This window comes from Streptomyces sp. NPDC001904, assembly GCF_040297005.1.
Lineage (GTDB): Bacteria > Actinomycetota > Actinomycetes > Streptomycetales > Streptomycetaceae > Streptomyces.
Map to the genome: position 1 here is coordinate 414203 of NZ_JBEOYI010000005.1, position 22329 is coordinate 436531.

The 22329-nt window shown below is 70.8% G+C and carries 20 protein-coding genes; 1 reads left to right on the forward strand and 19 read right to left on the reverse strand.

What is annotated here, in order from left to right:
* Window positions 1–104: 104 nt before the first annotated feature.
* Window positions 105–905 (forward strand): tyrosine-protein phosphatase, encoded by an 801-nt coding sequence (locus ABT127_RS11250; protein WP_351447122.1) that lies wholly within the window; start codon window positions 105–107, stop codon window positions 903–905.
* Between the two features lie 19 nt (window positions 906–924).
* On the opposite strand, the gene ABT127_RS11255 is transcribed toward ABT127_RS11250, so the two are convergent.
* The 19 genes from ABT127_RS11255 to ABT127_RS11345 all read right to left on the reverse strand — a co-directional run bounded on the left by ABT127_RS11255 (window position 925) and on the right by ABT127_RS11345 (window position 22094).
* A complete protein-coding gene (locus tag ABT127_RS11255) occupies window positions 925–1071 on the reverse strand; it encodes a DUF6126 family protein (RefSeq protein ID WP_181512453.1) in 147 nt (48 codons plus the stop codon).
* Window positions 1068–1676 (reverse strand): helix-turn-helix domain-containing protein, encoded by a 609-nt coding sequence (locus tag ABT127_RS11260; protein WP_351447125.1) that lies wholly within the window; start codon window positions 1674–1676, stop codon window positions 1068–1070. Before ABT127_RS11260 ends, ABT127_RS11255 begins: the two co-directional genes overlap by 4 nt.
* An 85-nt stretch (window positions 1677–1761) precedes the next feature.
* Entirely contained in the window at window positions 1762–3147 is a 1386-nt protein-coding gene (locus tag ABT127_RS11265) for an aspartate aminotransferase family protein (protein ID WP_351447128.1), read from the reverse strand.
* Window positions 3144–5033, reverse strand: coding sequence for a 1-deoxy-D-xylulose-5-phosphate synthase (gene dxs, locus ABT127_RS11270; RefSeq protein ID WP_351447131.1), 1890 nt, complete (start codon window positions 5031–5033; stop codon window positions 3144–3146). The genes ABT127_RS11265 and dxs overlap by 4 nt, the downstream gene beginning before the upstream one ends.
* A gap of 40 nt (window positions 5034–5073) precedes the next feature.
* Window positions 5074–6237 (reverse strand): flavodoxin-dependent (E)-4-hydroxy-3-methylbut-2-enyl-diphosphate synthase, encoded by a 1164-nt coding sequence (ispG, locus tag ABT127_RS11275; RefSeq protein ID WP_351447134.1) that lies wholly within the window; start codon window positions 6235–6237, stop codon window positions 5074–5076.
* A gap of 7 nt (window positions 6238–6244) precedes the next feature.
* Window positions 6245–7267, reverse strand: coding sequence for an adenosyl-hopene transferase HpnH (hpnH, locus tag ABT127_RS11280; protein ID WP_351447137.1), 1023 nt, complete (start codon window positions 7265–7267; stop codon window positions 6245–6247).
* A 6-nt stretch (window positions 7268–7273) separates the two neighbouring features.
* Window positions 7274–7933, reverse strand: coding sequence for a phosphorylase family protein (locus ABT127_RS11285; protein WP_351447140.1), 660 nt, complete (start codon window positions 7931–7933; stop codon window positions 7274–7276).
* Window positions 7933–9918, reverse strand: coding sequence for a squalene--hopene cyclase (gene shc, locus ABT127_RS11290; RefSeq protein WP_351447143.1), 1986 nt, complete (start codon window positions 9916–9918; stop codon window positions 7933–7935). Before shc ends, ABT127_RS11285 begins: the two co-directional genes overlap by 1 nt.
* Window positions 9919–10021: 103 nt before the next feature.
* Window positions 10022–11140: a polyprenyl synthetase family protein gene (locus ABT127_RS11295; protein ID WP_351447145.1), complete on the reverse strand. Its 1119-nt coding sequence runs from the start codon at window positions 11138–11140 to the stop codon at window positions 10022–10024.
* Between the two features lie 29 nt (window positions 11141–11169).
* Window positions 11170–12600: a hydroxysqualene dehydroxylase HpnE gene (gene hpnE, locus ABT127_RS11300; protein ID WP_351447148.1), complete on the reverse strand. Its 1431-nt coding sequence runs from the start codon at window positions 12598–12600 to the stop codon at window positions 11170–11172.
* A 175-nt stretch (window positions 12601–12775) separates the two neighbouring features.
* Window positions 12776–13738, reverse strand: coding sequence for a presqualene diphosphate synthase HpnD (gene hpnD / locus ABT127_RS11305; protein WP_351447150.1), 963 nt, complete (start codon window positions 13736–13738; stop codon window positions 12776–12778).
* A complete protein-coding gene (gene hpnC, locus ABT127_RS11310) occupies window positions 13735–14637 on the reverse strand; it encodes a squalene synthase HpnC (protein WP_351447153.1) in 903 nt (300 codons plus the stop codon). Before hpnC ends, hpnD begins: the two co-directional genes overlap by 4 nt.
* A gap of 427 nt (window positions 14638–15064) precedes the next feature.
* Window positions 15065–15850, reverse strand: a complete 786-nt coding sequence (locus ABT127_RS11315) for an ABC transporter ATP-binding protein (protein ID WP_351447156.1) — start codon at window positions 15848–15850, stop codon at window positions 15065–15067.
* Window positions 15843–16784: an ABC transporter permease gene (locus ABT127_RS11320; RefSeq protein ID WP_351447158.1), complete on the reverse strand. Its 942-nt coding sequence runs from the start codon at window positions 16782–16784 to the stop codon at window positions 15843–15845. Before ABT127_RS11320 ends, ABT127_RS11315 begins: the two co-directional genes overlap by 8 nt.
* 95 nt (window positions 16785–16879) lie before the next feature.
* Window positions 16880–17725 (reverse strand): glycosyltransferase family 2 protein, encoded by an 846-nt coding sequence (locus ABT127_RS11325; RefSeq protein WP_351447253.1) that lies wholly within the window; start codon window positions 17723–17725, stop codon window positions 16880–16882.
* A gap of 44 nt (window positions 17726–17769) precedes the next feature.
* Window positions 17770–18549: a CDP-alcohol phosphatidyltransferase family protein gene (locus ABT127_RS11330; RefSeq protein WP_351447161.1), complete on the reverse strand. Its 780-nt coding sequence runs from the start codon at window positions 18547–18549 to the stop codon at window positions 17770–17772.
* Window positions 18527–19594, reverse strand: coding sequence for an iron-containing alcohol dehydrogenase family protein (locus ABT127_RS11335; RefSeq protein ID WP_351447163.1), 1068 nt, complete (start codon window positions 19592–19594; stop codon window positions 18527–18529). Before ABT127_RS11335 ends, ABT127_RS11330 begins: the two co-directional genes overlap by 23 nt.
* Complete coding sequence (locus tag ABT127_RS11340) at window positions 19582–20334, reverse strand: phosphocholine cytidylyltransferase family protein (protein WP_351447166.1); 753 nt, start codon at window positions 20332–20334, stop codon at window positions 19582–19584. The genes ABT127_RS11335 and ABT127_RS11340 overlap by 13 nt, the downstream gene beginning before the upstream one ends.
* Entirely contained in the window at window positions 20331–22094 is a 1764-nt protein-coding gene (locus ABT127_RS11345) for a DUF5941 domain-containing protein (RefSeq protein ID WP_351447256.1), read from the reverse strand. Before ABT127_RS11345 ends, ABT127_RS11340 begins: the two co-directional genes overlap by 4 nt.
* Window positions 22095–22329: the final 235 nt, after the last annotated feature.

The window sequence follows — 22329 nt, forward strand, 5'->3', positions numbered from 1 at the left end:
CTGGACAAAACAGACGGATGGTTGCCCGGGGAATCGATGTCGTATCGTCAGACGCAGGCCCACCGGCGAGCGGCGCCGGCGCGCCCGATGCGGAGGAGCCCCACGTGACGCAGCACGCCCCGTCCACCGAGCCCGAACTGACCGCAGTGCGCAATTTCCGCGACGTGGGCGGCCTTCCGACCGTGGACGGCGGACACGTACGGCCCGGCGTGCTCTTCCGCAGCGGTCACCTCGCGCACGCCACCGCCGAGGACGCCGCGTTCCTGACCACGCTCGGGCTGCACACCGTCTTCGACTTCCGCAACGCGGCGGACCAGAAGCTGGAGGGCGCCGACGTCGAGCTGCCCGGCGTGCGCAACGTGAACCTGCCGCTGTCCGACCCCGCCGACGGCGCCGAGTTCTGGAAGATGGTCCGCGACGGCGACACCGACCAGCTGCGTGCGCTGCTCTCCGACGGGCGCGGGGCGCAGCGCATGATCACCTCGTACCGGAGCATCATCGGCGACCGCACCGCCGAGCACAGCCGGGTGCTGCACGCGATGGCCGACGACAGCACGCCCGCCCTCATGCACTGCGCGGCCGGCAAGGACCGGGCGGGACTGTCGATCGCCGTGACGCTGCTCGCTGTCGGCGTCGAGCGGGACGCCATCGAGGCGGACTACCTGAAGTCGAACGAGAAGCACCGCCGCTACAAGGTCCGCCGCAACGGCACCACCCCGGACGACGCCTACTCCCCCGAGGTCATGGAGCTGCTCGCGCCGCTCTTCGACGCCCGCGCCGAGTACCTGCACGCGGCCTTCGAGACCATCGAGCAGACGTGGGGCACCACCGACCGCTACTTCGCGGAGGGCCTGAAGCTGGACGCGGCCGCCCGCGACCGGCTGCGCGAGCGCCTCGTCGTCTGATCCGTCCGGAGGGTCCGCCTCAGCGGTTCCCGCCCAGCGTGAAGAGCAGGTAGACGAACGCGGCGAAGGCGTGTCCCACGAAGACGTAGATCAGGACCCGCACCCAGATGCCGCGCGGCAGCTTGTCCTCGATGTCGCGGCCGCCCGGCCGTTCTGCGTCGCTCATGACATGCCTCCCAGGCACAGTGCGGTCGTCGGGCTCTGCAGCAGGGTGTGGACGAAGAGGAGGTCGGACCCGCCGGTGTCCGCGGCCGCGATGCGGTGCGGGGTGAGCGAGTCGAAGTGGGCGCTGTCTCCCGGTCCGAGCCGGTACGAGGTGTCCCCCAGGCGCAGCCTCAGCCGCCCTTCGAGGACGTAGAGCCATTCCTCGCCGGGGTGGACGCGCACGATGTCGCCCTGGGCGCCGTACGGGACGTGCACGCGCAGCGCCTGCATGCCGCGGCCCGGGGCGCCGGCCTGGACGTAGGTCCAGCCGCCCGCCTCGGTCGGCTCCATGGTCCCGGCGCGCACGACGGAGTCACGGTCGGCGGGGGCCTCGCCGAGCAGTTCGGAGACCGTCGTACCGTAGGTACGGGCGAGTGCGAGCAGCATCGGCAGCGAAGGCTGACGCTGTCCGGTCTCCAGCCGGGAGAGGTGGGCCGGTGACAGGCCGGCCGTGCGGGCCGCGGCCTCCAGGGTGAGGGAGGCACGGCGGCGCAGGGCGCGCAGCTGGGGCGCGACAGCAGGCAGCTCCGGGGGTTCCGGAGCCTCCTCGGGGAGGGCGGGGCTCATACCGTCGATTCAGCCAGAGCCCTGCCCGAGAGGCAACTTTATTGCCTCAGAGGCAAGCCCCTGAGGCAATCGGACCTCGCCCCGGTCAGCGGATGGCGACCGCCTGCTTCACCAGGGTCTTCCCGAAGTCCCACATCAGCCCGCCACCGCCGTGCGCGTCGTCCATGACGGCGGTGAACGCCTCGACGAACCGGTCGACGTCCGCCTCGTCGAGGACGAGCGGCGGGATCAGCTTGATGACTTCGAGATGGTCGCCGGAGACCTGGGTGAGGATCCGGTGCTTCTGCAGCAGCGGCACCACGACCATCTGCGCGAACAGGCCCTTGCGCGCGGCCTGCAGCATGGTCCAGCGGCTGCGCAGCTTCAGCGACTTGGGCCGGCCGAACTCGATCCCGATCATCAGGCCGCGGCCGCGCACGTCGCTCAGCAGCTCGTAGCGGTCGATGAGCGCGGCGAGCCGGGTCCTCAGCAGGTCGCCCATGGCCCGGGCGTTCGCGACGGTCTCCTCGTCCTCCATCACGGAGAGCACGGCGAGGCCCGCGGCCATGGCCTGCGCGTTGGAGCCGAAGCTGGCCGAGTGGACGAGGACCCGGTCCATGGACGAGTAGACCTTCTTGAAGATCCAGTCCTTGCCGAGCGTGGCACCCACGGGCACGTACCCGCCGGACAGCGCCTTGGCCACGCACACCAGGTCCGGCTCGACGCCGTCCTCGTGCTGGTACGCGTAGAAGTCGCCGGTGCGGCCGAGGCCCGTCTGCACCTCGTCGGCGATGAGCAGCGCCTTGTGCTGGTGCAGGAGTTGCTGCGCGGCGCGCAGATAGCCGGGGGGTGCCTCGTACACGCCCTTGCCCTGGATGGGCTCGACGATGAGCGCGGCGACGTCGCCCTTCTTCAGCTCCCGCGCCAGGGCGTCGAGGTCGCCGAGCGGGACGGCGGTGTCGGGCAGCAGCGGGGCGAACCCGTCGCGGAACCCGTCCTCGCCGTTGACCGACAGCGAGCCGGTGGTCAGACCGTGGAAGGCGTGGGCGCAGTAGAGCACCCGCGGCTTCCCGGTGGCGAAGCGGGCGAACTTCAGCGCCGTCTCGACCGCTTCCGTACCGCTGTTACCGAAGAACACCCGGTCCAGGTGGGGGCTGTGGGTGAGCAGCTTCTCGGCGAGCAGTCCCGGCAGCGGCTGGCAGTCGAACCGGGTCAGGTCGGCGAGGGAGGCGTCGAGGACGTCGTGCAGCGCCTTGCGGACGACGGGGTGGTGACGACCCAGGCCCATGACACCGAATCCGGCGAGCATGTCCAGGTAGTCGTTGCCGTCCGCGTCCCAGAAGTGGGCGCCCTCGGCCCGTTCGTAGACCTTGTCGAAGCCGATGGTGTGCAGCATCTTCGGCAGCTGGTGGTTGAGGTACTTGGCGTGCAGCTCGTACCGTTCGGCGCCGCGCTCGGCGAGCAGCGTCTGGAGGTCGAACTCCTTGCTCATGCGTCGTTCTCCTTGCCGGACTTCACACTGAGGGAGGTACTGATCCGCCCGGCGATCTCCACCGGTGTCAGACCGATGTCGGCCAGCACTTCACCGCGCTTGGCGTGCGCGAGGAACTGCTCGGGGATTCCGAACCGCCGTACGGGCACATCGACTTCGGCGTCGCCGAGCGCGAGGGCGACCGCGGAGCCGACTCCCGCGGCCCTGCTGTTGTCCTCGACGACGGCGACGAGTTCGTACCCGGTCGCCAGCGGGGCGAGATCCGGGTCGACGGGTTTGACCCAACGGGGGTCGACGACCGTGCAGTTGATGCCGCGGGCCGCCAGCAGTTCGGCGGTCTGCAGGCAGACCGGCGCCATCACGCCGACCGACACGAGCAGCACGCGCGGGTTGTCGGACCGGTGCAGCACGTCGATGCCGCCCACCCGGTCGACGGCCGGGACCGGCGCGCCCACGGACTCCTTGGGGAAGCGCAGCACGGTCGGGGCGTCGTCCACGGCGACGGCCTCGCGCAGCTGGGCGCGGAGCTGGGCGGCGTCGCGCGGCGCGGCGATCCGCAGCCCCGGCACCACCTGGAGCACGGACATGTCCCACATGCCGTTGTGCGAGGCGCCGTCGACGCCGGTGATCCCGGCCCGGTCGAGGACGAAGGTGACGCCGCTCTTGTGCAGGGCGACGTCCATGAGGAGCTGGTCGAAGGCGCGGTTGAGGAAGGTCGCGTACACGGCGACGACCGGGTGCAGTCCGCCGGTGGCGAGCCCGGCGGCGGAGACGGCGGCGTGCTGTTCGGCGATGCCGACGTCCCACACCCGGTCGGGGAACTCGGCGGCGAACTTCGTCAGGCCCACCGGGTGCAGCATGGCCGCGGTGATGGCGACGACGTCCGCGCGCTCCCGGCCGATCGCCGCGATCTCGTCGCCGAACACCGAGGTCCAGGACGGGCCGCCTGCCGGGGCGAGCGGCTCGCACGTGAGGGGGTCCATCACGCCGACGGTGTGGAAACGGTCGGCCTCGTCCGCGAGCGCCGGCTCGTAGCCGCGGCCCTTCTCGGTCAGACAGTGCACGAGGACCGGCCCGTGGAAGCGTTTCGCGCGGCGCAGCGCGGACTCCATGGCCCCGATGTCGTGCCCGTCGATGGGTCCCACGTACTTCAGGCCCAGGTCCTCGAACATGCCCTGCGGGGCGAACGCGTCCTTGAAGCCCTTCTTGGCGCCGTGCAGGGACTCGTAGACGGTGTGTCCGACGACGGGGGTGCGCAGCAGGACGTCCTTGCCCCAGGCCAGCACCTTCTCGTAGCCGTCGGTCGTGCGCAGGGTCGCCAGGTGGTTGGCGAGGCCGCCGATGGTGGGCGCGTAGGAGCGCTCATTGTCGTTGACCACGATGATCAGCGGGCGGTCCTTGGCCGCCGCGATGTTGTTCAGCGCCTCCCAGGCCATGCCGCCGGTCAGCGCGCCGTCACCGATGACCGCGACGACGTGCCCGCGCTCCCCCTGCACCTGCCGCGCCTTGGCGAGTCCGTCGGCCCAGCCGAGGGAGGTGGAGGCGTGGCTGTTCTCGACGATGTCGTGCTCGGACTCCTCGCGCGAGGGGTAGCCGGACAGCCCGCCCTTGCCGCGCAGCTTGCTGAAGTCCTGACGGCCCGTCAGGAGCTTGTGCACATAGCTCTGATGGCCGGTGTCCCAGACGAGCCGGTCGACGGGCGACTCGAAGACCCGGTGGAGCGCGACGGTGAGTTCCACCACGCCCAGATTGGGTCCCAGGTGACCGCCGGTTCTGGCGACCGCGTGGATCAGGAACTCCCTGATCTCAACGGCCAGTTCGTCGAGCTCCTCCTCGCTCAGCGCCTTAAGATCGCGCGGCCCCCGGATGGTTTCCAGAATCGTCACGCTCGAGCCCCCTTCGTGGTCGAACCTCACAACCCAGCACTCAGCTCACGGTGACGTCGGGCGCACCCGACGCGACGCCGTCCTTCTCCATCCGTTCGGCGATCTTCAGCGCCTCCTCGATGAGCGTCTCCACGATCTTCGACTCGGGCACGGTCTTGATGACCTCGCCGCGGACGAAGATCTGGCCCTTGCCGTTGCCGGACGCGACACCGAGATCGGCCTCGCGGGCCTCCCCCGGCCCGTTCACGACACACCCCATGACGGCCACCCGCAGCGGCACCTCCATGCCGTCGAGCCCGGCGGTCACCTCGTCGGCCAGCTTGTACACGTCCACCTGGGCCCGCCCGCAGGACGGACAGGAGACGATCTCCAGGCGCCGCTGCCGCAGCCCCAGCGACTCCAGGATCTGGATGCCGACCTTGCACTCCTCGGCCGGCGGCGCGGACAGCGAGACGCGGATGGTGTCGCCGATGCCCTCGGAGAGCAGCGCGCCGAAGGCGACGGCCGACTTGATGGTGCCCTGGAAGGCGGGGCCCGCCTCCGTCACCCCGAGGTGCAGCGGGTAGTCGCACGCGGCGGCGAGCTGCCGGTACGCGTTGACCATCACCACGGGGTCGTTGTGCTTGACGGAGATCTTGAGGTCGCGGAACCCGTGCTCCTCGAAGAGCGACGCCTCCCACAGCGCCGACTCGACGAGCGCCTCCGGGGTGGCCTTCCCGTACTTCTCCAGGAGCCGGCGGTCGAGCGACCCCGCGTTGACCCCGATCCTGATCGGCGTACCGGCGTCGGCCGCCGCCTTCGCGATCTGCTTGACCTGGTCGTCGAACTTCTTGATGTTGCCCGGGTTCACCCGCACCGCCGCGCACCCGGCGTCGATGGCGGCGAACACGTACTTGGGCTGGAAGTGGATGTCCGCGATGACAGGGATCTGCGACTTGCGCGCGATGGTCGCGAGCGCGTCCGCGTCGTCCTGCGTGGGGCACGCCACCCGCACGATCTGACAGCCGGACGCGGTCAGTTCGGCGATCTGCTGCAGCGTGGCCCCGATGTCCGAGGTCCGTGTCGTCGTCATCGACTGCACGGACACCGGTGCGCCGCCTCCCACCGCCACCGGTCCGACCATGATCCGGCGGCTGGCGCGCCGCTCGGCGATCGGTCGGACCGGTACCTCGGGGAGGCCCAGTGAGACGGGCTCTCCGTTCATGCCACGCTCACCCACGATTCCCGGCGACGGTCTCGGACATGGCGCGGATGGACTCCTTCAGCGACCCCATCGTGGCGAGCACGGCGGTCGGCTCGTAGCCGCAGTGCGCCATGCAGTTGGCGCAGCGCGGGTCCTTGCCGCGCCCGTACGCCTCCCAGTCGGTGTCCTCGATCAGCTGCCGGTACGACGGCACGTACCCGTCGCTCATCAGGTAGCAGGGCTTCTGCCAGCCGAAGAGCGAGTAGTTCGGGATCGCCCACGCCGTGCACGGGAAGTCGACCTTGCCCTCCAGGAAGTCCAGGAAGAGCGGCGAGTGGTTGAGCCGCCAGCGCCTGCGGTTGCCGCCGGAGAACGCCTTCTTGAACAGCTCCCGGGTCTGGGTGACGCCGAGGAAGTGCTCCTGGTCGGGCGCCTTCTCGTAGGCGTAGGCGGGCGAGATCATCATCTCGTCGACCTTGAGGTCGTCGTTGAGGTAGTTCAGCACCTCGATGATGTTCTGCGGGGTGTCCGTGTTGAAGAAGGTCGAGTTCGTGGTGACCCGGAAGCCGCGCCGCTTGGCCTCCTTGATCGCCTCGACCGCCTCGTCGAAGACGCCTTCCTTGGCGACGGACTCGTCGTGACGCTCGCGCATCCCGTCGATGTGCACCGTGAAGGCGAAGAACGGCGACGGCTTGAACTTGTCCATCTTCTTGCGCAGCAGCAGCGCGTTGGTGCACAGGAAGACGTACTTCTTCCGGGCCACCAACTGCCGCACGATCTCATCGATCTGAGGGTGCATCAGCGGCTCGCCGCCGGCGATGGACACCATCGGCGCACCGGATTCCAGCACGGCGCCGACCGCCTGCGCGACGGGCATGCGCTGCTTGAGCACGCCCGCCGGGTGCTGGATCTTGCCGCAGCCCTCGCACTTCAGGTTGCAGGCGTACAGCGGTTCCAGTTCGACAATGAGCGGGAACTTGTCCCGCTTGCGGATCTTCTGTTCAGCGAGATACGTCGCAACCTTGATGGACTGTCGCAGTGGCATGGCCATCTGGGCTCACCTCCGAGGGAGCAGCAAAGAACGGTGCCATTCGAAAAAAGCGGGAAGGACGGCACGAAGGACGCGGAAAGCAGATAGTCCACCGCGGACCGTGCCGATCCTGACGAGTTCGTGTTCCGGGGCGTCGACGACCACCCGGACGGCCGCAACCGGACGCTCCCCGGTCCCGACCGCCGTACGCAGGGTGGCCGCCGACTCCATGTCGACGGCGATCGCGCCGGTGGCCAGCAGGTCGCCGCGCTCGTGGCCGCGGACGACGTGGTCGGAACCGGTGAGCGGACCGGTGTGCACGCTCCGGCCGGGCACGGCCTTCACCAGTTCCTTCACCAGCAGCTCCGTGTTCACGCACGGGGTGCTGCCGTGCGGGTCGCGGGTCTCCTGGGCCACGACGAGGTCGCCGGGGTGCATGCCGGGCGCGAGTCCGGCACAGAACCCGGTGGCGATCACCGCGGCCCCGCGCAGCGCCGCGTCGCCGAGGGCGCGCGCCGTCGCACGCTCGGCGGCGCTCGGGCCCATGCCCGTGCGCAGCACGGTCACGGGCGCGCTCGCGCCGGCCCGGCTGCCGGTGCGCAGGGCGACGTGCTCGATGCCCAGCGCGCAGGCGACGAGCATGGCCGCGGTCTCCGGTGGGCGCACGGCCACCGGGTCGTCGCCCATCAGGCGTCCTTGAACGGCTCGCCGTGGACGTACCGGCCGAGCGCGGTCAGCGGGAAGACCTGCCGGTACAGGTGGTAGTTGATCGAGAAGTCCCAGGGGAAGCCGGTCCCGGTGAAGTACGGCTCGTCCCAGGTGCCGTCCTCGGTCTGGGTCTCGGCGAGGAAGGTGATCCCCCGCTCGACGGCCTTGGAGTCCCGCTCGTCGGCCGACAGCAGCGCCATCAGTGCCCAGGCGGTCTGCGACGCGGTGGAGACACCGTGTCCCTTCCAGTCCTCGTAGCGGTACGAGCGAAGGTCCTCGCCCCAGCCGCCGTCCTCGTTCTGCACCGACTCCAGCCAGTCGACCGCGCGGCGGATCGCGGGGTGCGCGGCGGGCATCCCGGCGGCGGTCAGCGCGGGCAGCACCGACCCGGTGCCGTAGACGTAGTTGACGCCCCAGCGGCCGAACCAGGCGCCGTTGTCCTCCTGTTCGGCGAGCAGCCACTCGATGCCGCGGCGGGTGCGCGGATCGCGCGAGCGTCCCTCGACGGCCAGCATCTCGACGACGTGCCCGGTGACGTCGGCCGACGGCGGGTCGATGACCTCGCCGAAGTCGCAGAACGGCAGCCGGTTGGGGAACGGGCTGGTGTTGTCGACGTCGAAGGCGCCCCACGCCCCGTTCTTCGACTGCATCCCGAGGTTCCAGCGCACACCGCGCTCGATGGCCTGCTCGATGCGTGCGGTGTCGGGGTGCCGCACGCGGCGCAGCGCGAGCACGACCTCCGCGGTGTCGTCGATGTCGGGGTAGTTGTCGTTGTGGAACTCGAAGGCCCAGCCGCCGGGTTCGAGCGCCGGCTTGCGCACCGACCAGTCGCCGGGCCGGTCGATCTGCTCGTCGAGCATCCAGGTGGCGGCCTTGACGAGCGCCGGGTGGTCGCCGGGCAGTCCGGCGTCGGCGAGCGCGATGGTGGCCAGACAGGTGTCCCAGACGGGCGACTGGCAGGCCTCGATCTTGCGGGCGCCGTCCTCGCGCCACACCGCGAACCGGTCGAGGGAGGCGAGACCGGCCTTCAGGACGGGGTGGTCGAGGTCGTAGCCGAGCAGGTGCAGGGCGATGACGGAGTAGACCGCGGGCGGCTGGATGCCGCCCCAGCAGCCGTCGTTCTCCTGGCGTTCGATGATCCAGCGGGCCGCCGAGTTCATGGCGGACCTGCGCAGCTTCTTGACGGCCACCTTGTGGTAGCCGTGCATGATCTTGTCGAGCCGCTGGAAGGCGCCGTCCCAACTCGCCATCGGGGCCATCGGCCTGGCCGGGTTCGGGTCGCGGGCGTCGGTGTGCAACTCGTCCAGGGCGAACGGCGCGGGGCGCACCGGGCGCTTCGCGGACACGACGGTGAGGGGCACGATGGTCTGCCGCGCCCAGCACCCGAAGTCGTAGATGTTGAGCGGCATCCACTTCGGGAAGTAGAGGAGTTCCGGCGGGAGTTCGGGGAGGTCGTCCCACTTCCACCAGCCGAACAGGGCCAGCCAGATCCGGGTGAAGACGCGGCTCGCGGCGATGCCGCCGCGCTCGCGGACCCAGGCGGAGGCCTGCGCCATGTGCGGGGCGTCCGGGGAGTCGCCCGCGAGGCGCAGGGCGACGTACGCCTCGATGGTGGTGGAGAGTTCGCCGGGTCCGCCGTAGAAGGTGGCCCAGGTGCCGTCGTCCCGCTGTTCGCCGCGGATGAAGAGCGCGGCGGCGGCGGTGGTGGCCTGGTCCCGGATGCCCAGGAACTGCCTGAGCAGCAGGTCCTCGGCGTCCATCGTCACGTTGGTGTCGAGGTCACCCTTCCACCACCCCTGGGCGTCCTGCCGGGCGAGCAGGAAGTCCGTGGCGCGCTGTATGGCTCGGGTGGCGGCTTGGTGTGTCCCGGCCGCCTCGGGGGTCGTGTCGGACGGTGGGGCAGTGGTGGCCGAGGACGCTTCGGGAGCTGCCGCTCCGGTGCTTCCGTCGGTCGTCGCTGTCATGGCTATCCCTTCGTGCAGTGCTTCATCTCTGCTGGGTAACCGTCGGCCGATGCCCTGGCGGGACACCGGCCGGCGACTGCGAGTCATATGCGGCCGATAGTGATCATCTCTTTCGTACGACGACGAAGTCGGCGAGCGCCGCGAACTGGGCGCGCACCGTGGCGGGCATCTGGACGGTGTCCAGGGCTTCGAGGGCGGTCTTGTGCTGGCGCCGGGCCTCGTCGGCGGTCCACTGCCGGCCGCCGGCCTCTTCGATGAGGGCGGCGCGGGCGGCGAACTCCGCCTCGGAGAAGTTGTCGAAGTCGTTGTTCTTGGCGTCGGCGGCGAGGAGTTCGCCCAGCCGCTCGGAGGCCGCGCCGCCCGCGGCGAGCGCGGCGACGACCGGCAGCGACTTCTTGCGCTGGCGCAGGTCGCTCCAGGTCTGCTTGCCCGTCGACTCGGGGTCGCCCCAGATGCCGAGCAGGTCGTCGACGGCCTGGAAGGCCAGGCCCAGGTGGTAGCCGTACTTCTCCAGGGCGTCGGCGGTGACGTCGTCGGCGCCGCCGAGTACCGCGCCGATGGAGGAGGCGCAGGCGAGCAGGGCGCCCGTCTTGTTGCCCTCCATCTCCAGGCACTCCTCGACGCTGACCCGCTCGCGGTGCTCGTAGGAGATGTCCTGCGCCTGTCCGTCGATCAGGGCGCGGGTGGCGGTGGTCAGGCGGCGCGTGGCGCGCCCGGCGTCCACCGAGGCGATCTCCAGGAGGAGTTCGTTGGCGAGGGCGAACAGCGCGTCGCCGACGAGGATCGCCTGGGCGGGGCCGTGCACCTTCCAGACGGTGTCGCGGTGGCGCCGCTGCTCGTCGCCGTCCATCAGGTCGTCGTGCAGGAGCGAGAAGTTGTGGACCAGCTCGACCGCGACGGCTCCGGGCACGCCCACCTCGGGGGCGGCACCGGCGGCCTGGGCGGAGAGCACGGCGAGCGCGGGGCGCACGGCCTTGCCGCCGTCGCCGTCGGCGGGGTTGCCCGCGGCGTCGATCCAGCCGAAGTGGTAGGCGGCGACGGTGTCCATGGGCGGCGCGAGCCGGTCCACGGCCTTCTTCAGCACTGGCGTGGCCAGGGTTCGGCCGCGCTCGAGAAGCGCGGTCACGTCCACCGCGTCGGCAGCCTCTTCGGCCGAGGGCACAGGTGGCACAGTCTCTCCTTGATGTGGCGTTCCAGCCGTTGGTGACGGTCGGGTCGTCATGGGCGTTTCTACCGAGGGAAGTTCGAGGCTCACGCCGCCTCCCGGAACAGATGGCCGCGGGGGCGGCCCTGTGCGGTGAGGGCCGCGTCCGCGGCGCCGACCCCGCTGCGAACTGCACCTTCCATCGTCGCGGGCCAGCCGGTGGCGGTCCATGCACCGGCCAAGTAGAGACCGGGGGCGCGGGTGCGCGCGGCGGGCCGGAGGGCGCCCGTGCCCGGGGTGGGCGCGAAGGTGGCGGTGCGCTCCCGGGTCACGAAGAAGTCGACGACGCGTGCGCCGCGCGCGGCCGGGAGCAACCGCTCCAGTTCGGGCAGGTAGCGCTCGCGCAGCGCGGCGACGGGTTCGTCGATGTCGTCCTGGGCGGCGGACTGGGAGACGGCCAGGTACTGGCCGCCCGCCAGTCCGGGGACCTCGGTGAGGCCGGACGCCTCGGTGCGGTCGAAGACCCACTGCACCGGGGAGCCCAGGGCGGTGAAGAAGGGACGTTTGAGCACCTTGCGGTCGTACACCACGTGCAGGTTCAGGATCGGCGCGGTGCCGATGCCGAGCAGCCGGTCCGGGGCGTCGAGCGCGCCGTCCGGCAGCAGGTCGTAGGTCTCGCGCTGCGGCACGGCGAGCACCACGGTGTCGGCGGTGAGGATCTGGCCGGAACTGTCGGGTCCCTCGGGAACCTCCACCGCCCAACGCCCGTTTTCGGTACGGGAGACGGAGGTGACGCGTGTCCGGAGTCCGATGGTCACGCCCGCGGAGTCGAGCGCCTTGCGGGCCAGCGTGTCGTGGAGTTCACCGAGGGGCACCCGGGCCCAGCCGATGTCGGCGGCGCCGGGGTCGGACAGCAGCCCGGTCTTGAACACCATGGCGGCCAGCGCGAGCGAGCACTCGCCCGCCACCGCGTTCAGGGTCGCGACCCCGACGAGGTCCCACAGCGCCTCGACGGCCCGCTCCGACTGACCGTGCTCGGCCAGCCAGGAGCCGAAGTCCCGCTCGTCGAGCGCCGGATCGGTGAGATCGAGCCCCTTGAGGGCGAGAGCGGCCCGGCCGACGTTGGCGCGTTCGGCCAGGGACAGGTGCGGGTACGTGGCCAGGCTTCGGGCCAGATGCAGCGGCACGGGCAGCCCCGTCCGCCGCAGCCGCCCGAGCCGATTGCGCTCCGCGTCGAGAACGGGCACGTCGAGACGATCCTGCAGCGGTGCGAGGTCCGTGGCGTCGATGCGGTCCAGGAACCAGCGGTAGGCGGAACAGCAGCGCAGGTACACGTGCTGGCCGTTGTCGACGGTCAGGTCGCCGCGCTTGAAGGAGAAGGCGAGCCCGCCGAGCCGGGGGCGGCCCTCCAGGAGCGTGACGTCCATGCCGCCGTCGGCGAGGGCGAGGGCGGCCGTGATCCCCGCGAGCCCGCCGCCGACGACCACCGCGACGGGCTGTCGCGACGCGTCGGACGGCGCCTCTGCGTGGCTGCTCATGCGCCCTCCCCCTCGGTGCTTGTCATGGTGCGTACGGCCAGCGTGTGGCGGGTTTCGACGGATGTGACGACGACGCGGCCGGCCGTTGCATGCAGGGACGCCGCGTCGCAGCGGAGGGTTGCCCGCCGCTTCGCGTTCACCGCGCGGTTCTGACCACCGCGTCCCACCGGCCCCATCAGATACGTCTCCGGAGAGCGGCGCGGGACGACGCGCGGGAGACGGTCCGCGCGTCCAGCCCGGACAGGCCGCGCACGGCGACGTACGCCTTCTCGTGCCCGGGCAGCGAGACACGGCCGCGCAGCACGGCCTCCGGCTCGCGCTCGATGCGGTCGAGCAGGCGCCGGTAGATACCGGCCATGGCGGCGACACAGGCGCCGGAGCGCCGGTCGAGCAGGGGCAGCAGCTGGTACCCCTCGGCGAACAGGGCACGGGCGCGCCGCACCTCGAAATGCACGAGCCCGGCGAAGTCCGAACCGGCGGGCGGGACCGCGGAGTCGAATCCGGCCGAGCAGCCGAACTTGGCCAGGTCGTCGGCGGGCAGGTAGGTGCGCCCGTCGGCGGCGTCCTCGCGGACGTCCCGCAGGATGTTGGTCAGCTGGAGCGCGAGCCCGAGCGTGTCGGCGTACTCGGCGGCGCGCTCGGCGCCCCGCGCGCCCGGCTCGGTCCCGAACACGCCGAGGGAGACCCGTCCGATGGCCCCGGCGACACACCGGCAGTACACCTTCAGGTCGTCCCAGGTCTCGTACGTCTCGCCGCGCAGGTCCATCAGGACGCCGTCGATGAGTTCGTCGAGCCCGCCGAGCGGGATCGGGAAGCGGTCGGCGGCGTGCGCGAGGGCGACGGCCACCGGGTCGGTGTCGTCCTCCTCGACCTTGCCCGCCTGCACCCGGGCGAGCAGCGCCCGGGTCTCGTCGAGCCGCTCGGCCTTGACGTCGGGCGGCAGCGTGCCGTCGCCGATGTCGTCGACGCGGCGCGAGAACGCGTACACCGCCGACATGGCCCGCCGCTTCGCGGTCGGCAGCAGCCGGATGCCGTAGGCGAAGTTGCGCGCCTGTTGTCCGGTCACGGTCTCGCAATAGCTGTATGCGGCGAGCACCGGTGCCGACACGTGCTGGTCAGACTCCACGGCCTTGCTCACCCCTCTCCTCGCAGAGTCGCTCCCACCTCGCGCAGCAGCCGGAGCTTGGTGGGCTTCGGTGGTCCAGGTAGGACGTCGTACTTCGCGGCGGTGATCGCGTGGACCGCCGCCTTCCCCCCTGCCACGAAACCGGCCAGCAGCAGCTTCAGCCTGCCGTGGACGCTACCCACCAGGGGGGTGCCTTCATTCAAGAGCCGCAGGGCGCGATCCGCTTCGTGAGCGACCAGCGCGCGCACGGATGCGCCCGCGGTCGGTACGGCGAGATCCGCTTCCTGGACGTGGAACTGTTTCATGTCCTCGGCAGGCAGGTAGATGCGGTCGCGGCCGAGGTCCTCGGCCACGTCCTGGAGGTGTTCGACGATCTGCAGTCCGGTGCAGACCGCGTCCGAGCGGCGGATGCGCTCGGGGGTCGAGGTGCCGGTGATGGCGAGGACGAGGCGGCCCACGGGGTTGGCGGACAGCTTGCAGTAGGCGAGCAGGTCGTCGTAGGTCTCGTAGCGGGTGACGAGCTGGTCCTGGCGGTTGGCCTGGAGGAGGCCCAGGAACGGCTCGGGGGTGAGGGAACGGCGGCGGACCGTGGGCTGCAGAGCGGCCAGCAGCGGGTGCCGCGGCGTCCCGTCGAAGACGCGGTGCAGGTCGGCCTCCAGGGCGTCCAGCATCGCGAGCCGGTCGTCCGCCTGTTCGGGTGACACGCCGAGCCGACGGGCGTCGGCGCCACCGGGGGCGAGGTCGCCGTCGCCGATGTCGTCGACCAGGCGCGCGTACCCGTACACGGCCATCAGGTCGTCGCGCCAGGCGCGCGGCAGGAAGGCCGGGGCCACCGGGAAGTTCTCTTCGGCGGCCTTGTCGAGGGTGGCGTCCGTCGTGGAGTCCGGGCGCACACGGGAGGACGGGCTCACCGGGTGCGGTCCGCTTCCGGAACGACGGCGAAAGCCTCGTGGACCTGGAGAGTTTCCGTAGCCATTGCCGTCACATCTCCCGTTCTACACTGCGGACCCAATACATCCCATTTCGGACACGCCGCCCGGCCGTCCGCGCGGTTGACCGACCCCGAAGTGTCGGGAGGTCGTGCATTATCGCCCCACTTGCCGCGATTCGGCACCGGTACAGCTTACGTTGTACAACGAGGGCCGCCACGCCGGGGTGTTCTGCACATCACAACAACACACCGATTGGCGCCAAGATTCCCTGGCGGCAAGGAAGTTGACCTCTCCTTGACCAAGATCGGGAATTCGATGCCGAGTGCAAACATCTGGCGTGAACACATCGAAGGCCCCACCGTCATGAGCCGGTGGGGCCTAAAGACGCGAAAGGAGGGTTCGCGGGTTACTTGCCCGTGAACTTCTCGTACTCCTTGAGTACCTCGGCCGTCGGACCGTCCATACGCAGTTCCCCGCGCTCCAGCCACAGGACGCGGTCGCAGGTGTCGCGGATGGACTTGTTGTTGTGGCTGACGAGGAAGACCGTGCCGGCCTCCTTGCGCAGCTCACGGATGCGGGCCTCGGAACGCTTCTGGAACTTGCGGTCGCCCGTGGCCAGGGCCTCGTCGATCATGAGGACGTCGTGGTCCTTGGCCGCCGCGATGGAGAAGCGCAGACGCGCCGCCATGCCGGACGAGTACGTCCGCATCGGCAGGGTGATGAAGTCGCCCTTCTCGTTGATGCCGGAGAAGTCGACGATGTCCTGGTAGCGCGCCCTGATCTCCTCGCGCGACATGCCCATCGCGAGACCGCCGAGGATGACGTTGCGCTCGCCCGTCAGGTCGTTCATCAGGGCCGCGTTCACACCGAGCAGCGAGGGCTGGCCGTCGGTGAAGACCTTGCCCTTCTCGGCGGGGAGCAGGCCCGCGATGGCGCGCAGCAGCGTCGACTTGCCCGATCCGTTCGAGCCGATGAGGCCGATCGCCTCGCCGCGGTAGGAGGTGAAGGAGACGCCGCGCACCGCGTGCACCTTGCGCACCCCGCGCTCCTCGCCGCGCTTGAGTATCCGGCTCAGCGCGGAGGTGGCGCTGCCCTTGCCGGTCCTGGCGCCGTTGACGCGGTAGACGATGTGCAGTTCGTCGGCGATGACCGTGGGGATCCGGGCATCGGACGTCTTGTCGAGATCAGCCACGGCCGTACCGCTCCTCTGCCTTCCAGAAGTAGATGAAGCCCACGCCCGCGAAGAGGACGGCCCAGCCCGCGGCGAATGCCCACACGTGCGGCGGCAGGTACGCGGAGCCGTAGCCGTCGCTGCGCAGGAACGCGTAACGGATCAGGTCCATGTAGATGGAGGCCGGGTTCCACTGGAGGACGTCGGAGAGCCAGCTCGGCGCGTTCTTGTCCTCGAGCATCGCGGGGATGCTGAACATGACGCCCGAGGCGTACATCCAGGTGCGCATCACGAAGGGCATCAGCTGCGCCAGGTCGGGCGTCTTGCTGCCGGCCCTGGCGAAGATCAGCGCGAGGCCCATGTTGAAGCCGAACTGGAGGACCAGGGCGGGGATCACCAGGAGCCAGGCGAGCGCCGGCATGACGCCGAAGCCGAGCGTGACGATGATCAGCACGATCATCGAGAACAGCAGTTGCTGGAGCTGCTGGAGCGCGAACGAGATCGGCAGCGAGGCTCGCGGGAAGTGGAGCGCCCTGACGAGGCCCAGGTTGCCGGAGATGGCCCGGACGCCCGCCATGACCGAGCTCTGGGTGAACGTGAAGACGAAGACGCCCGTCACCAGGAAGGGCACGTAGATGTCGTGCGGGATGCCCTTCCTGCCGCCCAGCAGCAGGCCGAAGATGAAGAAGTAGACCGCCGCGTTCAGCAGCGGGGTCGCCACCTGCCAGACCTGGCCCAGCTTGGCCTGGCTGTACTGGGCGGTCAGCTTCGCCTGGGAGAAGGCGATGATGAAGTGCCGTCGGCCCCACAGCTGGCGTACGTACTCGCTCAGACCGGGGCGGGCACCGCTGACGGACAAGCCGTACTTGGCGGCGAGCTCGGCAGGGGAGAGCCCGTCGTCGGGTGACGGGGACGCGCTCACCGCGACACCGCCGTCATGCGTTGTCTCACTCACAGAAGGGAACTTTCGTCTACAAAAGCGCAGCCTGGTCGGGCATCGGCACAAGCAGAGGACAGGTTTCGCCCCGCATGCTCTCAGAACAGAGCTTGTCAGATCACGGGAGGTCGGCCCAGTCGGGTCAGCCGCCACACCGTGCGCCACTTCATGGGGCGCCGCGGGCCGCAGGGGCTGGTCCAGCCCTCCTTGAACCCGCCGAACCAGGCCTTGAGGGCGGGGCCCGAGGGACGGCGGGCCAGGGTGAGGAGCAGCCAGACGCCCAGGTAGACCGGGATCAGGGGCGCGGGCAGATTGCGGCGGGCGAGCCAGACCCGGTTGCGGGCCACCATGCGGTGGTAGACCGCGTGCCGGGACGGGGCCGTCGTCGGGTGGTGCAGCACCATGTCGGCGCGGTAGTCGATCAGCCAGCCGGCGTCGAGGGCCCGCCAGGCGAGGTCGGTCTCCTCATGGGCGTAGAAGAACTCGCCGGGCAGCCCGCCGACCTCGGCGATGACCTGTGTGCGGCAGGCGTTGGCGCCGCCCAGGAAGGTCGTCACGCGCGAGGAGCGCATCGGGTCGGCCGCGCGCAGCCGCGGGACGTGGCGGCGCTGGGTCTCCCCGGTGTCCGGGTCGGCGATCCGGAAGCTGACGATGCCGAGCTTCGGGTCGGCGGCGAAGGCCTCGCGGCACTTCTGCGCGGTGTCGGTGAGCGGCAGCAGGCCGTCGTCGTCCAGGAACATCAGGACGTCGACGTCGCCGCCGGCGGGGCCGAACGCCTCGATGCCCACGTTGCGGCCGCCGGGGATGCCCAGGTTCTCGGGCAGCTCCACGGTCCGTACGCCCTCGGGGACCTCCGGGACCGGGGAGCCGTTGCCGACCACGACCACCTCGACCGGGTCGCCGTCCTGCTTGGCGACCGAGTCGAGGAGTGCGCGCAGCTCGGCCGGGCGGTTGCCCATGGTGATGATCACCGCGCCGACCTTCAGCGGGTGCGCCGACGTGCTCACTTCAGCCTGCTCGAAGCGAGGATCGACACGAGGTGGAGCAGGGTCTGGAGGAGCGCGATGCCCGCCAGGACGGCCACGCCCAGGCGCGAGAAGAACAGGTCGCCGCGGATCTGGTCGACGATCGCGAGGACCAGGATGAGCAGCGTCGCCTCGATGCCGAGGATGAGCCGGTGGAACTTGAACGCGGCGGCGGCCCTGCGGGCCAGCGCCATGCCGGAGGAGCGCATCTCGGAGGCGGACTCCTTGACCTGCTCCTTGCCGGTGGCCGCGCGGGCCAGGCCGACGAGGTCCGTCTCGGCCTTGATCATGATGGCGCCGAGCGCGGCGAGCGTGCCGAGGAAGGCCCACAGCCAGTCGATCCGGCCCGTGCCCCACAGGTCGGCGGCGCGCAGGCCGAAGCCGACGAGGACGGCGGCGTCGGTGAGGTACGCGCCGACGCGGTCCATCCAGACGCCGGCCAGCGAGTACTGCTTGCGCCAGCGGGCGATCTCGCCGTCGACGCAGTCCAGCAGCAGGTACAGCTGGACCGCGATCACGCCGAGGACCGCGCCCCAGATGCCCGGGACGAGCAGCGCGGGGGCGGCCAGCACACCGCAGACGGTCATCAGGTAGGTCAGCTGGTTGGGCGAGACCTTGGTGTTCACCAGGTGGCGGTCGACACGCAGCGAGACCTCGCGCATGTAGAGCCGGCCCATCCAGTGCTCACCGCTCCGGCGGTCCTTCACCCCGGCGGGGTGGACGACCGGGCGGAGCTCAGCTACCGATGGCTTTTGCATAGTCGGCGTAAGCGTCCCTGATCTGGTCGGTGGACAGGTCGAGGTGTTCGAGGATCGTGTAGCGGCCCGGACGGGTCTGCGGAGCGAACTCCACGACCTTGACGAACTCCTCCACGGTGAAGCCGATCTCCTCGGGCAGCACGGGCAGCCCGTGGCGGCGCAGCACCTCGGTCATGTAGACGGACTCCGCGTGGGCACCGCGCAGGTGCATGGCGAAGGCCGCGCCCAGACCGCACTGCTCGCCGTGGCTGGCGGCGCGCTTGGGATAGAGGAGGTCGAAGGCGTGGTTGATCTCGTGACAGGCGCCGGACGCCGGCCGCGAGTCGCCCGACACCGACATGGCGATACCGGTCATGACCAGGCCCTCGGCGAGCACCTGGAGGAAACCGTCGTCGCCGATGCCACCGGGGTGGCGCAGCACGGCCTCGCCGGCCTGGCGGGCCATGGCGGCGGCCAGGCCGTCGATGTCCTCGCCGCGCTCGCGGGCGGCGAGCTCCCAGTCCGCGACCGCGGAGATGTTCGACAGGGCGTCGCCGATGCCGGAGCGCACGAAGCGGACCGGGGCCTCACGGATGATGTCGAGGTCGATGACGACGGCGATCGGGTTCGGCACGCCGTAGCTGCCGCGGCCCGCGTCGTTGTCGAGGGTGGCGACCGGCGAGCAGAGGCCGTCGTGCGACAGGTTCGTCGCGACGGCGACCAGCGGCAGGCCGACCCGGGCCGCGGCGAACTTGCCGCAGTCGATGATCTTGCCGCCGCCGAGGCCGACGATGGCGTCGTAGCGCCCCGCCTTCTTGATCTCGTCGGCGAGCTTGATGGCGTCGTCGAGCGTGCCGCCGCCGACCTCGAACCAGTCGGCCCGGGGCAGCGAGGGCTCCAGACGGGCGCGCAGGGCCGCGCCCGAGCCACCGCTGATCGCGATGGCCAGGCGCCCGGTGGACGACGAGATCCTCTGGTCGGCGAGGACCGTGGCCAGGTCGTTGAGCGCCCCCGGCCGGATGTCGACGACGACCGGCGAGGGAATCAGCCTCGTCAGTACTGGCACGCGATCTCCCGTGCCTTGGCGAGGTCGTCGTGGTTGTCGATCTCGACCCAGCTCACGTCGCCGATGGGCGCGACGTCGACCTTGAAACCGCGGTTGACGAGCTCCTGGTAGCCGTCCTCGTAGTACAGCTGCGGGTCGCGCTCGTACGTGGCCTTCAGGGCGTCGGCCAGCTCGTCGGCGGCCTCGCCCTCGATGAGGGTGACGCCGATGTACTCACCGGTGGCCTCGGCCGGGTCCATGAGCTTCGTGATCTTCTGGACGCCCGCCTCGGGGTCGGCGACGACCTTCATCTCCTCGTCGCCGAGGTCCTTCACGGTGTCCAGGGCGAGGATGATCTTCTTGCCGTCGCCGCGGGCGGCGAGCAGCGTCTTCTCGACGGAGACCGGGTGCACGGTGTCGCCGTTGGCGAGGATCACCGTGTGCTTGATGGCGTCACGGCCGCACCACAGGGAGTAGGCGTTGTTCCACTTCTCGGCCACGTCGTTCTCGATCAGCGTCAGCTTCAGGCCGTACTTCGCCTCGAGCGCCGCCTTGCGCTCGTAGACGACCTCCTTGCGGTAGCCGACGATGATGCCGACCTCGGTGAGGCCGATCTCCGCGAAGTTCTTCAGGGTGAGGTCGAGGACGGAGAGCTCGTTCTCGGTTCCCTCGCCCACGACGGGCACGAGCGCCTTGGGAAGCGTCTCGGTGTAGGGGCGGAGCCGGCTGCCTGCGCCGGCGGCCAGGACGAGGCCGATCATGCGGGTTCTCCTTCATCGTGTACGGCGGGTGCTCCAGCAGAGACCCAGAAGCGGATGCTCTCGGCGAGCACCACGAGTGCCACGAGCACGGCGAGGGCCGTGAGCGCGACGGTGAAATGTGCGGGCGTGAGCAGTGCGGCCACCGCTGTGACGACCAGCGTGCGGCCCTCGTGCCCGCCGATCGCCCGCACGAGCCAGTGCGGGGGCGCTCCGGCGTCGCCACGGATGCGGTACACCGTGTCGTAGTGATGGTAGGCGACCGCGGCCACCAGCCCGAAAGCCGCGGGCAAGGCTCCGTTCACGTCCGCGCGGGCCGCGAGCACCAGGATGGTCAGGTACTCGGAGGCCCGGAAAATCGGGGGAACGAGCCAGTCGAGGGAGCCCTTGAGCGGGCGGGCGACGGCGAGTCCGGACGTGACGCAGTACACGGCCGCGGCCAGTACCGGCCAGCCGGTGCCGAAGCCGGTGAAGGCGCTCACCGCGACGACGGCCGCACCGCCGAGCGCGGCGACGACGGGGGCCGCGGCGCCCTTGCCGACCCGGGCGACGGCCTGCGCGAGCGGGCCGGAGTCGGCCAGCTCGGCCAGGGCCTCGGCGGCGCGGTCGGTACGGCGGGCCTTGCGGGTCAGCGAGCGCAGGACGCGGCCCGCGGTGGTGTAGCAGGCGGCGAGCGCGCAGCCCACGAGCAGGACGTAGAAGGTGATGCGCGGGGTGGTGAGCGCGGTGAAGATCGCGATGAGCGCCCAGCGCTCGCCGATGGGCAGCACTATCATCCGGCGCACCCAGACCGTCCAGCCGACGCTGTCGAGCTTGTCGGAGAGGGCGGCGGTGGGACTGGTGTTGGCGCTGGCGTCGTGGTTCGCCTCGTTGAAGGAGAAGTCGACGACGTGGCGGCAGGTCTGGAGGACCATCGCGCCGAGCGCGAGGGCCCACACGTCGTCACCGCCGCCGCTCGCGTTCGCCGCGCCGAGCGCGAGGCCCGCGTAGTAGGCGTACTCCTTGGCGCGGTCGAAGGTCGCGTCCAGCCAGGCGCCGAGGGTCGAGTACTGCAGCGAGTAGCGGGCGAGCTGCCCGTCGGTGCAGTCCAGGACGAAGGAGAAGAGGAGCAGCAGGCCCGCGGCGACGAAGCCGGGGCGGGTGCCGGTGGCCGCGCAGCCGGCCGCGATCAGCGCGGTGAGCAGGGACGCGGTGGTGACCTGGTTCGGGGTCAGGCCGCGGCGTGCGCACCAGCGCGCGATGTAGCGGGAGTACGGGCTGACGCAGTACGTGGTGAAGAAGCCGTCCCGCGCCTTGACGGCGGTGCGCAGCCGGATCGCCTCGTCGTCGACGGCGGCGACGCGCTGGCGGGCCTCGTTGCGGGCCTGCGGGTCGTGCGGCACGGCGGCGACGAGTTCGCCGAGTACGGGGCGGTGCACCGCGGTGCCGGCCGCCTCCAGGCTCTTGGCGACGGCGTCGGGGGCGATGCCGTTCTCCGTGACGGCCCGGTTCAGCGCCTGCCGGGCCGTGGGCTGCGCGGTGACGGCGCCGGGGACGGCCGAGGCGGCGAAACGGGGGTCGGTGAGGCCGAGACGCAGGGCGTGGACATGGCCCACGAAACCCGCGTCGACGACCGCGACCCGCTGGTCGCCGGGGACGGCCGCGAGCGCCGCTCGGGCGTCCGCCGCGTCCGGGGCGAGCCGCACGTCGAAGCCGAGCTCCCGCAGATCGCCCTCCAGGGACGACCCGGGAACCGGCTGACCGGTGACGATGGCGGTCGACAGACGAACTCACTCCTTGGGTGCCGACGCGAGCGCGCCGGGCTCATGCACGAAGGGGGCGCCCCGCACCCTTGCACCCTTGTTCGACGGGGCTGGGCCGGGCGGCATGTCGGCAGAGGCTATCGGATGATCTGAAGCGGACGTTCACCGCCCGTTTACGGCCCGATCAGCCGCTGTCCCACGCGGTCCGTGGTGCCGGGACCGCCCGGTCATCATTGTCGATCAAGGCCCCGGGCCA

Bases quoted from the DNA above. Each gene is read 5' to 3' on its own strand.
- ABT127_RS11285 (WP_351447140.1), bottom strand. From the start codon at position 7,933: ATGGGCGACGACCCGGTGGCCGTGCGCCCACCGGAGACCGCGGCCATG.
- ABT127_RS11260 (WP_351447125.1), bottom strand. From the start codon at position 1,676: ATGAGCCCCGCCCTCCCCGAGGAGGCTCCGGAACCCCCGGAGCTGCCT.
- ispG (WP_351447134.1), bottom strand. From the start codon at position 6,237: ATGAACGGAGAGCCCGTCTCACTGGGCCTCCCCGAGGTACCGGTCCGA.
- ABT127_RS11265 (WP_351447128.1), bottom strand. From the start codon at position 3,147: ATGAGCAAGGAGTTCGACCTCCAGACGCTGCTCGCCGAGCGCGGCGCC.
- ABT127_RS11330 (WP_351447161.1), bottom strand. From the start codon at position 18,549: ATGCAAAAGCCATCGGTAGCTGAGCTCCGCCCGGTCGTCCACCCCGCC.
- hpnE (WP_351447148.1), bottom strand. From the start codon at position 12,600: ATGAGCAGCCACGCAGAGGCGCCGTCCGACGCGTCGCGACAGCCCGTC.
- ABT127_RS11325 (WP_351447253.1), bottom strand. From the start codon at position 17,725: ATGGGCAACCGCCCGGCCGAGCTGCGCGCACTCCTCGACTCGGTCGCC.
- ABT127_RS11295 (WP_351447145.1), bottom strand. From the start codon at position 11,140: ATGACGACCCGACCGTCACCAACGGCTGGAACGCCACATCAAGGAGAG.
- ABT127_RS11255 (WP_181512453.1), bottom strand. From the start codon at position 1,071: ATGAGCGACGCAGAACGGCCGGGCGGCCGCGACATCGAGGACAAGCTG.
- hpnH (WP_351447137.1), bottom strand. From the start codon at position 7,267: ATGGCCATGCCACTGCGACAGTCCATCAAGGTTGCGACGTATCTCGCT.
- ABT127_RS11340 (WP_351447166.1), bottom strand. From the start codon at position 20,334: ATGATCGGCCTCGTCCTGGCCGCCGGCGCAGGCAGCCGGCTCCGCCCC.
- shc (WP_351447143.1), bottom strand. From the start codon at position 9,918: ATGACAGCGACGACCGACGGAAGCACCGGAGCGGCAGCTCCCGAAGCG.